Below are 14,999 nucleotides of genomic sequence, written 5' to 3'. Positions count from 1 at the left end.
TTGAAAAATTCACTCAACAATATAAGGTATGAGACAAGTTTGCGAATTATTTTTAAAAATTAGGTATTGCTTGGCTCTTTGTCCTCTAAGATTAGTTGATTCGACTTCTGTATCAGACTTAAAACGGTAGTCAATCGAAGCGAAGGTGAATGGAACATAGAGGTGTGTGAGTTTCAAGTCTCACACACCTTGAATTAAAAAACACAGCGCTTGTACCCGCGAAAATGCTGTTCGATTATTTCTCCAAATTGAAAAATCGCATCTTCATTTCCAATACCGCTTATAATCTGGATCGCAATTGGCAGCCCATTCTCATCTTCGCCAACAGGTACGACTAGCGCTGGTAATCCCCAAACATTTGCATAAGCAACAAAAGGGATATAACGCTGATAAGTTTTTCTAATTGAAAAAAGCTCATGATATACTTGACCGTGCTTTAATGCAGCTGTATGATAGATTGGCAAAATGAGCAGACGCTTATTAAAGTATTGCCTTAACTGTTCATCTCCTTCTTTTATCGTTGCTTCCATTTCAGCAATCTTCTTGCTACTAGGTTTAAATAAATTAGCACCAATCATTGCCCATGTTAAAAATTGATGAAGCTCAGAACCTTTTAACAGCTTTTCTTTCATATATTCACGCAGTAATTTCGGCGGATTTTCTCCAAATGCTGTCCGCGCAATTCTAGCGGCACCATCAATAGACATTATTAACTGCCATAGTAAAGCTGATTTCGTATAATAAGGCGGCTGTTCATCACTAACAGGAAAGTGATCTTCAATTTTTTCTTTTATATGAAGCAATAACGAATGAGTATCAGAGTTAATAGGATAGTAGAGTTTTCTAATTGGCATGACAACTGAAAACTGTTGTAAGTTTCTTTTTTCAGGTATCGCTTTAGCAATGATTTCATTTACATTTCGGGCATCGCGAACTGACTTTCCAATTGCACCAATACCGAGCATCCGTTTTTGCAATGGAATATCATTTAGTGGAAAAGAGCCCTCACTAGACACTTGGCCATTACCACTTTTAAATCCGACAACACCGTTAAAGTGACTCGGAAACCGAATTGATCCGCCAATATCAGAGCCAACACCTACCGCTGCCCCGCCAGCAGCAATGAGAGAACCCTCTCCCCCACTGGAGCCGCCAGCTGTTCTCGTCACATCCCACGGATTATTCGTCCGGCCATACAACTTGTTGTCTGTTTCCTGGCAAAAGCAAAGTGCAGGCGTATTAGTTTTTCCAAGAATAATTGCTCCTTCCGCTTTTAAGTTGGCTACAATAGCGGCATCATTTGTTTCGACAATATGTTTTCGGTAAGGAAGCCCTCCTGTTGTTTTCATTCCCATTACGTGAAATGATTCCTTTATACTTATAGGGACACCGAGTAGACGCCCTTTTCCTTGTTGTATTTCTATTTGTCTATCCATTTGCTTTGCTTCTTCAAGCGCCTCATCAAAACGATCCTCAGTAAGGCAATTTAACTTCGGATTCATCATTTTTAAATGTTCAATATACGTTTTCGTTGCTTCAAATGAACTAATTTTTTTTTGCTTTATCGCCTCTGCCAGTTCACTTTCGTCCATATCTAAAATCATTTGAACATTTTTTTGTTTCATTAATCGTAACAGTCATAATCGTTCCCCCCTCATCTATATTACCGTTTAAATTATTATAATATTCCGATATTTTTGGTTAAAAATATAGTTAAAGCCATTTTAACTCAAAATAAAACTCAAATACAATCAGTAATGATTAACTGATGGTATTTGAGCATGGTGGACATCCAAGATAAATGATTGTCATGTCAAAACTACTAAGCATTTTACATATCTATTTTTGGCTGAAGACGTTTTTTCGCTCTTCTCATTCTCGTCTTCACAGTCGACATTGGTATTTCAAATTCCTGACTAATTTCTGTTATCGTACATTGATGAAAATAAAATAGTAAAAGAGGTTCACGGTATTTTCCTGGCAGCTCATGAATCTTATGTAATACTTCCTCTTTTTTATATTTTTCTAATATATATTCCTCAGGCTCTATTGTCATTTCAATTGTACTTACGTAATCAAATACACCTTCTTGCCAAAAACGTTGGTTCCCTTTCTCTTTACGCCAATAGTCACGGCATCGATTCGTTGCAATTTTAAAAATCCAACTTTTAAATGAGGCTCGTTCTTCAAAAGAATGAAAAGCTAGATAAGCAGATAAAAGCACATCTTGCTGTAAATCTTCCGCTAATTGTTTATGTTTTACAAGTGAATAAATATATTTAAATAAAGCTGTTCCTAGCTCTTTAATATGTTCTTCAAATTTTTTGTCTATCTGTTGTTTATTTATGTTCATCTTATTCTCCCCTCTGTCAAAGACAATGTACATTCTCATATCTTCATATATATTAACGAATTATCTTTAGGCAACCCCTACAGTTAAGAAATATTTTATGATCTGAATCATTTATTACTTTAAAAGATCGAGAAAAGAAGTGAAATCGATTTATGTTACACAAACCTTTCACTTTTGTAAGGTTAAAATAGGCATTATTATCGTAAGCATAACCGAACAATCTTACATTAAAGTTATGTTTATTCTTACACTTCTATAAGAAGTCACGCTTTAAAAGCTGACACAACGAATAATATGAGCTACTTAAAAAAACAAAAAAAAGCGATCTTATGTAAGATACGCTCACAATTGTTATTTCAGACTGTTGACAAACAAACTTATAAACACCTGTTGTTTTTGCTTTCGCCTTGTTGCACGGCATCTTGATTAACAAGCGTTTTCTAGTAGTCTATCAGGCATTTGCCTTTTGTCTGCACGCTTATTTTTCATACTTCTCTCGTAATTTTGCCATTCCTTCTTTACAAACACCATATGATAGCCAAGAGCAGTTTTCACAAATGTCATCTAAATCCTCCGGCTTCACCTTTTCAGCAGTTAATGAGATTAATTCAGATTTCTGATAAACTTTTTCTTTTTCTATACCGAGATGACGAATGACCTTCTCATCCATTGATAAAACATGTTCATTAGAATTTTGATCTGCCTCACACTTTTCTATACCGCGGTGAGGACATGCCATACATGCCTCGTCAAAAGCAGCTACTACTTGAATCTGAAAATCAAGTTGATCATTGCGGATATCGGTAACAATTTCATTCATTTTTTCAACAAATGCCGGGCTATAGCCTAAACCTTGAAATCCATGAACGCAAAGAAGGTGATGGCCTCTTAATACTTTTGTCATTATCATCACTTCCACAAAATAAATGATTCTTTTTTTCTATTTATATAGTAAAAAATCATTATATCATAAAAAAAGTAGGAGCTGGAACCATACTCCCACTAAAGACTGTTAAAACAAACTTATAAACAATTGTTCTATTCGTATCCGCCTCATGTTCGTGCTTTAACTGGCAAGCGTTTTCAAAGCCCATTTGCTTTAAATATTGACGTTGGAAGTACTGTTTCATCTTCCACATGACTTTTTTACTCTTCGATACGATCTTGATCGTATTTCCGTTCTTCCATGCGCACTTCTTCCATTTGTGCAAATGTACTTATTTTAGGAAACTCATTTTTTTGCTTTGCATTATTATTTCTTTGTGCATTTGCATTACCTGATTTTTTTTTGCCCATTCAAGAATTCCTCCTTTTATATATATATCCTTTCCTGAAGTGAGCTGACTTATCCACAATTAATTTCCTAAATAAAAGTCTCCTGAGGAAGTTCTTACTCTTATTTTATTTACACCATCACCAATTTTTCCAATGATCACATCTTCAGCTTTTTCTTCATACATAAATCCATCCATATCAATTACGCCTTCACCTGAGCTCCCTCTAAAGTCTACCTCTAGTGATGCAGGTTTTTTAGAATATGTTACCATCACATCTCCACTTGTAGCATGAGCGACAATATCCCCGGATACTTCTTCATTTTCAATTTTACTGCTCCCAGATGAACTAGTAACTTCTATATTGCCTGTTATATTTTCTAATTCGATATCACCTGATGTAGTTGTAAATTCAGAATCAATCGCGGCTTGATTTTTCGCAATAATCCCTCCGCTATTTGCTTTAATGTTTAACGTTTTTCCTTGAATATCAGTCATGGTAATATCTCCGCTTGTTGCTTTAATATTAAGCGAGTTTTCAGCTGTTCCGTCTTGAATATTTATCTCACCAGAATTCGCCTTTAGGGAGATTTCTTTCCCTTTGATCTCTTCTACTTTCATATCGCCTGATGTTGTTTTCAAGGAAATTGTTTCATAAAGCTTTTGCGGGACTTCTACATATAGTTTTATCGAATCAACCATATTTCCAAATGTAAACTTATTTTTCCTGTCCACTATTACATTCAGTTCATTTTCTCTTTCTTCCACTTCTAATTTATATACATTTTTTATTTTTTTACTTAACTTCCCTTTTAATTGCAAAGTGATCTTTTTCCCAGTAGTTGGAATGAATATAATATCTGTTGAATCTGTTTCAATTTGTATATTCTCAATTTGATCGTTATGTATTACCTTTTCTTCATTGTAATCTTCTTTGCCAAAAGCGTTAAAGGTGATAACAACACCAATCATTCCGATTAATAAAACAGTTAGGGCTACATTAATCATCGTTTTCATATTTTTTTTCTCCTCTAATGATTTTTATATTAAATTTTATATAACTAAGAATGGCATGATAAAGGAATTTGCCGACATAAAACATCCCGATACATAGCAACACGCCTACGCCGCATAATATAAGTGAGAGAAAAAAAATTAAATAAAAACTCTCCGAGCTCCATAAAAAATATGTTTACAAGCCCTATTAATGGCGACAAAGCAAGAATAATAGCTGTAACGCATAATGCAATATAAACTGCAACGATTCCGATAACAGGAGCTAATATAAATAATAAGTTAAAAAAACTCATCCCGATAGCAGCGAAAATTGCTTTTGAAATATTTCCGATTGATTTATTTGTCTCCGCTCTTGAAATTTTATCATCTGCCAATAACTCTTTTGCAATATTCCTAGGATTACCAAGTTCTTTCGCAATTTCTTCCATACTTTTTCCGTTTGCAAATCCGTTCGCAAAATGCTCTTCGTAATCATACAGTATTTCTGCTCGATCATGTTCAGGTAATTCACGCAACAATGATTCTAATTGCTGTAAAAATTTATTCTCCATTATTCCCTAATCCTTCCTCGATAAATTGATCTACAGCACTTGCAAATTGCTGCCATTCTTTAACTAACGTCTTCATGTATACCATCCCTTTTTCAGTCAATGAATAATACTTTCGTGATGGTCCTTCAGATGATTCTACTAAATACGTTGTTAAATATTCCTCTTTCGTTAATCGTCGTAATAGTGGATATAAACTTCCTTCCGCTACTTCTATTTTACTTGAAATGTTTTGCGCCAGCTCATATCCATATTGATCTTTATTAGAAATTAACAACATGACACACAATTCAAGAACTCCTTTTTTAAATTGAACATTCAACGTTTACCTTCCCCTTATTCACAACAACATTTATTGTTGTGAGATCTTCTATTTATAGAATAATACATACTACTGATTAATGCAAGGTAGTGATTAATGTTTCCATTAATACTAAAAAGGCTTCTTTTTTGAAAAATCAAAAAATGATAAGATAAAATAAATGAAGCTTAATATGGTGCATTGAATATTGTAAAGAGGTGTTATGATGAATATTGTTGTATTAGGAGCAGGTGCTTTAGGTGCTTATTTTGGCGCAAGATTACAAGAAGCTGGTCAAAATGTGACTTATCTTGTTCGTAGCATACGGGCTCAACAATTAAAAAACAATGGGCTAAAAATCCATAGTGTGAAAGGTGACTATACAGTAGAACATTTACATGCAGTCGAGAGCACAGCTGAAATCGAACAAGCGGATCTTGTTTTACTTGCTGTGAAAGGATATCATCTGCAAGGAACTTTTCCGCAACTAAAACAATTAGTCGACAAAGGCGCAAAAGTATTGCCGGTCTTAAACGGAATTGAGCATTTTGAACTTTTGCAACAACAATTAGGAAAAGAAAATGTGATCGGTGGTTTATCGTTCATTATTGCGACTTTAAATGAAGCTGGACACGTTGTTCATACAAGTGACCAGCATAACCTTGTCTTCGGCCCGCTCACTCCTTCGCAGGAGCCATTTTGCAATCAATTAAAACAAATAACAGACAAAGCAAATATAAATAATCATTTGAGCGATCATATATTATTCGATTTATGGAAAAAATATATGTTTATTACCGCCTTTTCTGGCATCACAACAGCTGGAAATTTTCCGATTGGAGAGGCAGTGAAACACGCATCGACTTTTACAATCGTCAAACAAGCTTTAAATGAAATGAAGAGCTTAGCAAACGCTTATCAAATTCCATTAACAGATCACGAAGTCACAACAGCGATTGAACAAATTAAAGACTTTACCCCTGAATCAACTTCATCAATGCACCAAGATAAACGGAAAGGACTTACGCTTGAAGTGGAACATTTACAAGGCGGAGCTATTCGTCTTGCTAAAAAAGTGAATATGCGTCTTCCAGTTGTTGAAACGTTGTATGGATTAATTAAACCATATGAAAATAACAGTCTATCGTGAATTGAAATCGGGCGGAAAAATAGCGCCCGGTTCTTTTTATTGCTCATCATCATTCGTTCTGTTTTTCATAGATGTTAAATTGATCAAAACAATCAGCAAAATGGATTTTTTTCTCACAAATAAAAGTTTCGGTATATAGAAAAGTTTACTATGCTCGATCGTATAAAAATCACTTGATCTTTATTAACTAAAACGGAGGCAAAAAAATGACTTATCAATTTCATTCTTATCGCTCACTTTTTCCCATTTTGTCCGATTATGTATATTTAGCTAACTGTTCTCAAGGAGCACTGGCTTTGCCGGTTTCAAAAGCGATCGAAGAATATAACCGCCAGTTGCTTTTTTCAGGACGTAATTGGAAGCAATCAATTGCAAAAATGGAAGAGACTAGAGAGAAATTTGCCAAACTGATTGGTGCCGAAACCGATGAAATTGCCATCTTAACTTCTGTCTCTGATGCGATCTCTGCTATCGCTTCATGTTTGCCTTTCAGAAATAAGAAAAAGAAAATAATCTTAACAGATATTGATTTTCCTACTGTTGCTCACATATGGCTTGCACAAGAACAGTTCAAAAATAACGTTACCTTTATTCATTCTACTAATGGAATGATACATTTAACACAATATGAAAAAGAAGTCACTAACGAGACACTGCTCACGTGCATTCCTCACGTCTCTTTTTACAATGGGTATAAGCAAAATATTAAAGAGATTGCGGATATCGTGCATAGAAAGGGTTCCCTTTTATTTGTAGATGCATACCAATCGGCAGGACATATTCCCATTAACGTAAAAGAAATGGACATAGATATATTAACGACAGGAACCCGCAAGTATATGTTAGGAATTCCCGGTGTCGCATTTCTCTATATTAAAAAAGAGCTCGCTCAACAGTTAAAACCGAAACTGACTGGATGGTTTGGACAAGAAAGTACAGCAGTATTTAATATGTCTAATCCTGTTTTTGCAACGGGAGCTCGCCGCTTTGAAACAGGTACACCTTCTTTCATTAGCATTTATGCCGCATGTGAAGCAATCAATTTGTTACTGCAAATTGGTGTACATAACATTCAATTGTACTTGCAACAGTTAGCCGATTATACGAGAAATTTCGGAGCAGAAAAGGGATTGCAAATTATCGGGCCGTTTTCTGCTGAATCCAGTTCAAGCATGACCGCTTTTTATGCGAAAAACGCATTAAAAGTTGAACAATTGTTGAAAGAAAAAAAAAAAAGATCGTTGTTGCTGCAAGAAACGATGTCATCAGGATAGCGCCGCACTTTTATAACAATAAAGATGAACTGACTTATGCAATTACTGAATTAGCTCGTTTAATGATGGAAAAGTAAAACAACAGATGCCCCTAGCAACTTTTTTAGGCGGGAGGCAAAATCGGTCGTTTTAGAACAGCTTGGGGTTAGGCTTTAAGGAAAATGTATAGTCATACGAATCGACCATTCATCATGTTATTAAATCGTGATCAAGAAATAATCACTGAAGCTGTAATGAAGATAAAAAACCCTTTATAACAACATATACTGGTGTAATTAAATTTTATAAACAAGAGCAATAGCGAAGCTTGTCGACAAAGTCAATATTTCAGAAAACGCTTGTCAATCGAGGTGCGCCGCACAAGGCGGAAACGAATAGATCGGTTGATTCGGTTTGCTTGGCAACAATTTGAGCCGAAGATTTCTTATAACTAATGAAATCCTCGGCTTTTTTTGACGCTCTCTAGACTGTCAACCTTACAAAATTAAGTTCAGGCCCTTGGTGCGAAATCGACGAGCTTACCTTTGTAAATAGACTTTCGCTGCATTTTGATTCCCAGCTCGCGGCCATACTTCCGCAAAGTCCGCTCTTCTCTTTCAGTTACAAGAGTGATGACAATACCTGAAGCACCCATTCTTCCAGTTCTACCTGATCGATGGACATACTGTTTAATATTTTCGGGAAAATCGACGTGAATGACATGAGTTAAATCTTTAATATCCAACCCTCTAGTTGCCACATCGGTTGCCAATAATAATGAATTTTTCCCTATTCGCAGCTGATTTAATGAATGTTTCCGCTCTTCTTTTTTCAGTTCACTATGCAGAACATTTAAGGCAACTCCTTCATACTTGAGCTTTGCCGCAATTACAGACATATTACCAATATCTTGTACGAAAGCAAGTGCCCTTTCCGGGCGTACTGTTTTTAAAATTTTCTCTAATAATTTTTCTTTTTCTCGATGTCTATATACAAAATAATAATGTGCTACATTCGAAGCTGGCATTTCTTCTTTTCCTATTTTAAGCAGCTGTACTTCTTTTCCCAGGTCATTTTCGATCTTCTCCTTATTTTCTAATCGAGTTGCGGAAAAAAGGAGAACTTGCCGCTCACTCATTGTTGATTTGATAATATTTTTAATCGTTTCCTCATGTTCAGGTACGAGCAATTGATCACTTTCATCTAGTACAATTGTTTGCACTTCATGCATTTTCAACTTTTTCAATTTTATTAATTCAAGTATGCGTCCTGGAGTGCCAACGATTAATTGCGGGTGTTTCTTTAACTTTTCAATTTGCCTTTTTACATTTGCCCCGCCAATAAAAGAGGCTGCACTTAAATCGCTTCCTTCAAGCCACTTTTGGCTCTCTTCATGAATTTGCATGACAAGCTCTCGGGACGGTGCGATAATAACCGCTTGTGCCTGCTTTTTCTGTTTGTCCATTTTTTGAATGATCGGTAATAAATAAGCGATTGTTTTCCCAGTACCTGTCGGTGACTGAACCGTTAAATTTTTCCCTTCTAAAATAAGCGGAATGGCTTTCATTTGAACAGGCGTTAAATGTGAATATCTCGATTTTCCCCAGTTATTTTGTAAAAATGGTTTTAATGTAGTTAAAATTGATGATTTATTTCCCATGGTAGTGTCTCCTTTAAATTATCTTCCAAATCCACTTAACACGTCGAAAAACTCTTTCAAAAATTGATAAAACACTTGTTCAGTTGGTGCAAGTTCTCTATCGGCCGGAATAATAACACCGACAGTCCGAGTAACGTGCGGCTCGCTAATTGGAATTTTCACCGTTGTCCGCGGAATATTATCAATTAACGTAATTTCAGGCAGAAGGGTAACCCCTAAGCCGGCAGAAACTAACCCTTTAATTGCATCAATATCATCTCCTTGGAACGACACTTTCGGCTCAAATCGAGATTGATGACACGCATTCACGACGAGCTCCCTCAGAACAAATCCTTCAGGAAATAATACGAACGAATCATCTTTCAATTGGCTTAGTCGAATGGAAGATTGATCCGCTAGTGGATGACTCGCTGGAAGTAATGCAACGATATGTTCCAAAAATAAAGTATGTCCAATGATCTTTTCATTTTTATTTTGCTTTGGAACTGGTCCAAGCAAAGCTAAATTAATCTCGCCATCAATGACTGTTTCAACTAAATTTTTATAAGAGCCTTGATGGAGATAAAAGTTTACTTCTGGATGATTTTTACGAAAAGCTGAAATAATATTTGGAAGCGTATATGTTGCAATGCTACTTGGAAAGCCAATTCTAATTGTTCCTCTTTCCGGATCAAGATACTGTTCAATTTCCCTTTTGGCAGTTTCAATCACTTGGATCGCTTGCTCCATATGTCCTAAAAAATTTTTTCCAATAGGAGTTAATTTCACATTTCGTCCATCACGAATAAATAAATCTACTCCAAGCTCAGCCTCTAAATTAAAAATTTGACGGCTTACTGCTGATTGAGCAACGTGCAACGCATGCGAAGCTTCAGTGACATGCTCTCTTTTTGCCACCTCAATAAAATAACGTATTTGCCTTAATTCCATCGTTCTCACCTCTCTTTTCACAATTAATCTTATTTTGATATTAAACTTATCTAAAGTTTATATTGTTTCGATCAATCTTTAAACTATAAAATAAACTTATAAGCAAAATAAAATATGTAGGATATTTTTATAAGGTAAATAAAAGCTCAGGCGATCAATATTCTTTCCTCAAACATAACAAAAATCTACCCTTTAGTTAATCTAAGTGTAACCTCAATTAAAGTAGTTCACCCCCATTATGTTAATAGTTGAACGAATCGGAGCAAGAGTGCACTTATTTCGTTAAAATTATTTAATTATTTATTACTCGAGCTTTTAACAAAATACCGCAAATAAACATTCAATTCGCATATAAATTAAAGATGAAAGTAGGGAAATTGATGACAATAACGATGAAAACACAACAAACTGAAGCAGTAGAAAGTCTTAACCCATTCCAAATTGTCCAAACTCAAATTGAAAACGCGGCAAAAATTATTGGGCTCGATCGCGAAATTGTTGAAATATTAAAAAAACCTAAGCGCGTAATGACTGTATCTTTTCCAGTTAGAATGGATGATGGAAGCATTCAAGTTTTTGAAGGTTACCGTTCACAGCACAATGATGCAATCGGACCGACTAAAGGCGGAATTCGCTTTCACCCAGATGTAACGAGAGATGAAGTGATCGCTTTATCGATGTGGATGACGTTTAAATGCGGTGTCGTAAATCTTCCATACGGTGGCGGAAAAGGCGGCGTCATTTGCGACCCTCGAACGATGAGCAAAGGAGAAATCGAACGTGTAAGCCGCCGCTTTATCGAAGCTATTTCAGACATTGTCGGACCGGATAAAGATATCCCTGCTCCAGATGTGTATACAAATCCACAAATAATGGGCTGGATGATGGATACGTACAGCCGAATAAAAGGGGCTTTTAATCCGGGTGTCATAACTGGAAAACCACCTATTATCGGCGGATCAAAAGGCCGCAATGAAGCAACTGCCCGCGGCTGCGTATTTACAATTGCTGAAGCAATGAAAGACATCGGCAAAGAACTGGAAGGAGCAACTGTTGCCATTCAAGGATTTGGAAATGCTGGCCGTGTTGCCGCTGATCTTCTTGCAGAACAAGGCTGCAAAATCGTCGCTGTTAGTGACTCAAAAGGAGCTTTATATAATCCAGATGGACTCGATTTAGATGATGTGAAGGAATTAAAGGACACGTCGGCAATATTAAATTATGACTCATCCTTCCATCTTAAAAATCCAGATGAGCTACTTGAACTTGATGTTGATATTTTAGTTCCAGCTGCCCTTGAAAATGTCATTACCTTAAAGAACGCTCATCGAGTAAAAGCAAATATAATTGCTGAAGCCGCCAACGGTCCAACTACTCCAGACGCAGATAAAAACCTTTATGAAAAAGGAATTTTAGTGATTCCAGATATTCTCGCAAACGCTGGCGGAGTTACAGTTTCATATTTTGAATGGGTGCAAAACTTAATGAACTATTATTGGAGCGAGGAAGAAGTAAATGAAAAATTGAAAAGTGCTATGGAAACATCGTACCATGCGGTTTCTAATCTTGCACAAAAGTATAGTATTGATTTCCGTACCGCTGCTTACGTCGTCTCATTAAAACGAATTGCTGAAGCGATGAAAGCGCGCGGATGGGTTTAAATTTCAAAGCTAAAAAAAATGGCTATCCGAAAAGCTCGGGATAGCCATTTTTTTATGAAGATAAAAAGCGCAAGAAGAAAAAAAAAATTTCTTCTTGCGCTGTTATTTAAAGCTTTATTTTTTTGAGTTTTTTTCTCCAAGGGAAGGTAAGCCGGACAAGTATCCTACGTTTCCTGGATTTTGTGAGCTAACCATTAAATAAGTAAACCCATTTAAATCATCAATCGCTTGCAATCCTGTAGTCTCTCCTCCATCAGGAGCAGAGACAATACGTGAAAGCTTCATCGTATCAATATTATAAGCCCAAACGTAGTTATTATGATGTAGACTAGTATCTTCACCAATAAATAATGTTCTCATTTTCTCTGAATAGACGATATTATCAGGACTAGCTATTTTATTTGGATGCGCTAAGTTTCCAGCAGCATCTTTTGCAGGAAGATCCTCACCTAAAACTAAGCCGCTCATTGTCGCAGCTACATAATCACTATGAATCTTTTTCCCATTTAGATCCTTTAAACCTTTATTTAATGAAAGTTCATACACGCCCCCAGCATTAATTTTAGAAACACGGATATCATCTACAGGATCAGTAGAGCTAGCTTCCATTCCGCCTTTAATGCTTGACATCGCCATGTAAACTTTATTATCTTCTTTATTTAATTCAACGGCCTCCATTTTATTAAACTCAGAAGTTGCTCCTAAAAGGGCACCATAACGGCGGGATTCAAGAAAAGCTGCCGCCTTTTCCATGCCTGGTTTCACTTTCAACCATTCTGCCTTACCAGCAGTTTTCACTTTTTTGAAGCCATTTTTTATCGCATATTGTTCATCTTCAGTTGTTTCAAAAATATCGCTAAATTTTAAAGAAAGTGCCAGCTCCTTAATTTCACTGTCAGTAGCATGTCCTAATTCAATCCACTCAAGATTTGCAGAGCCGCCATTTTTATCACTCGTTTGATTCCATTTCGCTGCATATAATGTACCAGCTGATAAGTTTTCTGCTTTATCTGCTACATACATGAACATCATCGTGTAATTGCCATCATCGCCATAGTAAACAGTCCGGTTATCAGGCATCACTACTACACGTTCGAAAGAAAGGCGTCCCATACTATAGTGTTTAACTGCTGAAGCCTTTCCATTCGGATGAACTTTTACTTCTGGAAGATATCCATAAAGATACGGATTTCCAATAATAGATTGATCATGATAATAATTGCGTGCAAATTCAGTAACAGCAGATTTTTCTGGATTCAATTCATGAGATTTTGCGTCCGGTTCATACTCTTCGCTTCCTAAGTGGGTATTCCATGGAGATAGTGAGCCTGCACACGGAGTCCAAATGCCGCCATCTTCAGAGAAATCGATTAAATTTATATCAGTGACAGTCAGCTTTCCTGTCTTTTTATCTTGTTGTACAGTGTTTAATGCCATAGACTTTGGCAAGTTTCCTATTTTACTAGGAACACTTTCAAAATGATTTACTAAATAAAGCTTGCCGCTTTTCCCGTTGACACTAAGCAATGTATTACTATCTGGCGCTTTTGAAATGAAAGGCTTTGGATTTGCTGGATCTGTTACAGTATCCATAATGACATTGCCATTTACGTCATGTGTGACACCTGCGGTTTTTCCATTAATCACGTCTCCGGGTTTAAACAATTGTTCATAATCAAGAGAAAAGTTTTTTTGCGAGCCATCAGAATATGTAACGGTTGCAGTTGCATCGGAGTACATGGTAGATTTTTCTTTTTTCGTTTGTGGTGCATCCATACCAACAAACTCAACCTTATCAATTGAGACAGGTTTTTGTGGGTTTGCAAAAACGTTAGTAGCAGACGGAAATAAAACAGCTAAACTTAACAATGGCACAACTAGCTTTCTTTTCTTCATTTTCATACCTCCGCTTTATTTACTAATTTTATTGTGTTTCTTATGTTAATCATAGTGATTTAATGTTAATTTGCTGTTTTACTGGTGTTAAAATAAAAATAATTTACTACATCCATCTGCCTGCTTGATAGGGGATAATGGCTATTACATTTACAATTGTTTAATAAATAATTTACTAAGTCTTTATCCCCATCCAAAGATAACCTCCTTTTACAGGAAAACAGTCAAACTTATTTTATTTTATAAAGTTGTTCCAGCTCTGCTTCTATTTCTTAACATCTCACTATTTCAATGCAGATAGAAAGCGATTGTTTGAAATAAGTATTATTAAATTTTTTTCTATACAATCTTTCTTTTTTTAATGAAAAAATACACCGTAATGATGATGACAAGTAATAAGGATAAATGGAAAATCGTATGAATCGTATTCGGTGTAATTCCGTTCATTTCTGGTAAAAAAGCATGTGTCTTGCCAAACAATTTTTCATATCGTTCGATCTTTTCTGTTGAAGCTCCAAAAAAGTAGGGAATCCACCATGCCGACAAGACACCGATAATAAAGCTGGAAAATAAATAATTAAAAACAGCTTCATTAAAAACGGATAAACTTTTCCCGCATAGTAGCAGCAGAGAAAAAAAGCAATCGCAAAAGGAACACTATTCAGCGCCGTTAAGAAAAGTAATTCACTAGTTGTATTGACGGATTGAACCGCTTGAACGTCATTTAAATCTCCTAAAGGAACCCAATCGTGCAAGATTAAAAATATAAAAATAAAAGCCTGTAAAAATAAACAAAACAATTCAAGTTTCATCACTTTTCTCATCGTTCTCCTCCAAGCTATCATTTCTTTGGAAGTCACCTCACGCTGCAACGACATAACTTAAATGATATTATGGAAATTTCTGAATAACCCCTCCAATCGTTTAAACTTTATTCTAGTTTGATAAAAACTCTA

General features: G+C 35.8%; 14 protein-coding genes and 1 pseudogene. 3 read left to right on the top strand and 12 right to left on the bottom strand.

Annotated elements, in window-relative coordinates:
- Nucleotides 1-194 precede the first annotated feature (194 nt).
- The 8 genes from K6959_RS01895 to K6959_RS01860 form a co-directional block, all read right to left on the bottom strand.
- A complete protein-coding gene (locus tag K6959_RS01895) occupies nt 195-1,625 on the bottom strand; it encodes an amidase (protein WP_223087476.1) in 1,431 nt (476 codons plus the stop codon).
- 206 nt (nt 1,626-1,831) lie between these two features.
- Nucleotides 1,832-2,353: an RNA polymerase sigma factor gene (locus K6959_RS01890; RefSeq protein ID WP_163241168.1), complete on the bottom strand. Its 522-nt coding sequence runs from the start codon at nt 2,351-2,353 to the stop codon at nt 1,832-1,834.
- A gap of 478 nt (nt 2,354-2,831) precedes the next feature.
- Nucleotides 2,832-3,257 carry a DUF1284 domain-containing protein gene (locus K6959_RS01885; protein ID WP_163241165.1) on the bottom strand — a complete coding sequence of 142 codons (426 nt, stop codon included), beginning with the start codon at nt 3,255-3,257 and terminating at the stop codon, nt 2,832-2,834.
- A 58-nt stretch (nt 3,258-3,315) separates the two neighbouring features.
- A complete protein-coding gene (locus K6959_RS01880; protein WP_163241163.1) occupies nt 3,316-3,492 on the bottom strand; it encodes a hypothetical protein in 177 nt (58 codons plus the stop codon).
- A 7-nt stretch (nt 3,493-3,499) separates the two neighbouring features.
- Nucleotides 3,500-3,649 carry a hypothetical protein gene (locus K6959_RS01875; RefSeq protein WP_163241160.1) on the bottom strand — a complete coding sequence of 50 codons (150 nt, stop codon included), beginning with the start codon at nt 3,647-3,649 and terminating at the stop codon, nt 3,500-3,502.
- 59 nt (nt 3,650-3,708) lie between these two features.
- Nucleotides 3,709-4,644 (bottom strand): DUF4097 family beta strand repeat-containing protein, encoded by a 936-nt coding sequence (locus K6959_RS01870; protein ID WP_163241157.1) that lies wholly within the window; start codon nt 4,642-4,644, stop codon nt 3,709-3,711.
- 44 nt (nt 4,645-4,688) lie between these two features.
- The gene (locus K6959_RS01865) at nt 4,689-5,195 is read right to left on the bottom strand and encodes an HAAS signaling domain-containing protein (protein ID WP_223087475.1); all 507 of its coding nucleotides are present in this window, start codon (nt 5,193-5,195) and stop codon (nt 4,689-4,691) included.
- The gene (locus K6959_RS01860; RefSeq protein WP_163241151.1) at nt 5,185-5,514 is read right to left on the bottom strand and encodes a PadR family transcriptional regulator; all 330 of its coding nucleotides are present in this window, start codon (nt 5,512-5,514) and stop codon (nt 5,185-5,187) included. Before K6959_RS01860 ends, K6959_RS01865 begins: the two co-directional genes overlap by 11 nt.
- Nucleotides 5,515-5,719: 205 nt before the next feature.
- On the opposite strand from K6959_RS01860, the gene K6959_RS01855 reads away from it, so the two are divergent.
- Nucleotides 5,720-6,643: a ketopantoate reductase family protein gene (locus tag K6959_RS01855; protein ID WP_163241148.1), complete on the top strand. Its 924-nt coding sequence runs from the start codon at nt 5,720-5,722 to the stop codon at nt 6,641-6,643.
- A 206-nt stretch (nt 6,644-6,849) separates the two neighbouring features.
- Nucleotides 6,850-7,994, top strand: a pseudogene (locus K6959_RS01850) (aminotransferase class V-fold PLP-dependent enzyme).
- Nucleotides 7,995-8,407: 413 nt separating this feature from the next.
- Here K6959_RS01850 and K6959_RS01845 read toward each other — a convergent pair.
- Both K6959_RS01845 and K6959_RS01840 read right to left on the bottom strand, forming a co-directional pair.
- Complete coding sequence (locus K6959_RS01845; protein WP_223087473.1) at nt 8,408-9,556, bottom strand: DEAD/DEAH box helicase; 1,149 nt, start codon at nt 9,554-9,556, stop codon at nt 8,408-8,410.
- 18 nt (nt 9,557-9,574) lie between these two features.
- Nucleotides 9,575-10,486 (bottom strand): glutamate biosynthesis transcriptional regulator GltC, encoded by a 912-nt coding sequence (locus K6959_RS01840; protein ID WP_163241139.1) that lies wholly within the window; start codon nt 10,484-10,486, stop codon nt 9,575-9,577.
- A 380-nt stretch (nt 10,487-10,866) separates the two neighbouring features.
- Between K6959_RS01840 and K6959_RS01835 the strand changes: the two genes are divergently transcribed.
- On the top strand, nt 10,867-12,147 hold the full coding sequence (locus K6959_RS01835; protein ID WP_316252513.1) for a Glu/Leu/Phe/Val family dehydrogenase: 1,281 nt from the start codon (nt 10,867-10,869) through the stop codon (nt 12,145-12,147).
- Nucleotides 12,148-12,261: 114 nt separating this feature from the next.
- On the opposite strand, the gene K6959_RS01830 is transcribed toward K6959_RS01835, so the two are convergent.
- Together K6959_RS01830 and K6959_RS01825 are read right to left on the bottom strand one after the other, a co-directional pair.
- Nucleotides 12,262-14,043, bottom strand: a complete 1,782-nt coding sequence (locus K6959_RS01830; protein WP_163241137.1) for a PhoX family protein — start codon at nt 14,041-14,043, stop codon at nt 12,262-12,264.
- Between the two features lie 443 nt (nt 14,044-14,486).
- On the bottom strand, nt 14,487-14,867 hold the full coding sequence (locus K6959_RS01825; RefSeq protein ID WP_163241134.1) for a hypothetical protein: 381 nt from the start codon (nt 14,865-14,867) through the stop codon (nt 14,487-14,489).
- Between the last annotated feature and the right edge of the window lie 132 nt (nt 14,868-14,999).

This window comes from Bacillus aquiflavi (assembly GCF_019915265.1).
Taxonomy (GTDB): domain Bacteria; phylum Bacillota; class Bacilli; order Bacillales; family Cytobacillaceae; genus Bacillus_BT; species Bacillus_BT aquiflavi.
This window is presented reverse-complemented; position numbering and strand designations above follow the sequence as displayed.

Excerpts from the sequence above, each read along its gene's own strand:
- K6959_RS01895 (WP_223087476.1), bottom strand. The coding sequence starts at position 1,625 with ATGAAACAAAAAAATGTTCAAATGATTTTAGATATGGACGAAAGTGAA.
- K6959_RS01890 (WP_163241168.1), bottom strand. The coding sequence starts at position 2,353 with ATGAACATAAATAAACAACAGATAGACAAAAAATTTGAAGAACATATT.
- K6959_RS01885 (WP_163241165.1), bottom strand. The coding sequence starts at position 3,257 with ATGACAAAAGTATTAAGAGGCCATCACCTTCTTTGCGTTCATGGATTT.
- K6959_RS01880 (WP_163241163.1), bottom strand. The coding sequence starts at position 3,492 with ATGTGGAAGATGAAACAGTACTTCCAACGTCAATATTTAAAGCAAATG.
- K6959_RS01875 (WP_163241160.1), bottom strand. The coding sequence starts at position 3,649 with ATGGGCAAAAAAAAATCAGGTAATGCAAATGCACAAAGAAATAATAAT.
- K6959_RS01870 (WP_163241157.1), bottom strand. The coding sequence starts at position 4,644 with ATGAAAACGATGATTAATGTAGCCCTAACTGTTTTATTAATCGGAATG.
- K6959_RS01865 (WP_223087475.1), bottom strand. The coding sequence starts at position 5,195 with ATGGAGAATAAATTTTTACAGCAATTAGAATCATTGTTGCGTGAATTA.
- K6959_RS01855 (WP_163241148.1), top strand. The coding sequence starts at position 5,720 with ATGAATATTGTTGTATTAGGAGCAGGTGCTTTAGGTGCTTATTTTGGC.
- K6959_RS01845 (WP_223087473.1), bottom strand. The coding sequence starts at position 9,556 with ATGGGAAATAAATCATCAATTTTAACTACATTAAAACCATTTTTACAA.
- K6959_RS01840 (WP_163241139.1), bottom strand. The coding sequence starts at position 10,486 with ATGGAATTAAGGCAAATACGTTATTTTATTGAGGTGGCAAAAAGAGAG.
- K6959_RS01835 (WP_316252513.1), top strand. The coding sequence starts at position 10,867 with ATGACAATAACGATGAAAACACAACAAACTGAAGCAGTAGAAAGTCTT.
- K6959_RS01830 (WP_163241137.1), bottom strand. The coding sequence starts at position 14,043 with ATGAAGAAAAGAAAGCTAGTTGTGCCATTGTTAAGTTTAGCTGTTTTA.
- K6959_RS01825 (WP_163241134.1), bottom strand. The coding sequence starts at position 14,867 with ATGAGAAAAGTGATGAAACTTGAATTGTTTTGTTTATTTTTACAGGCT.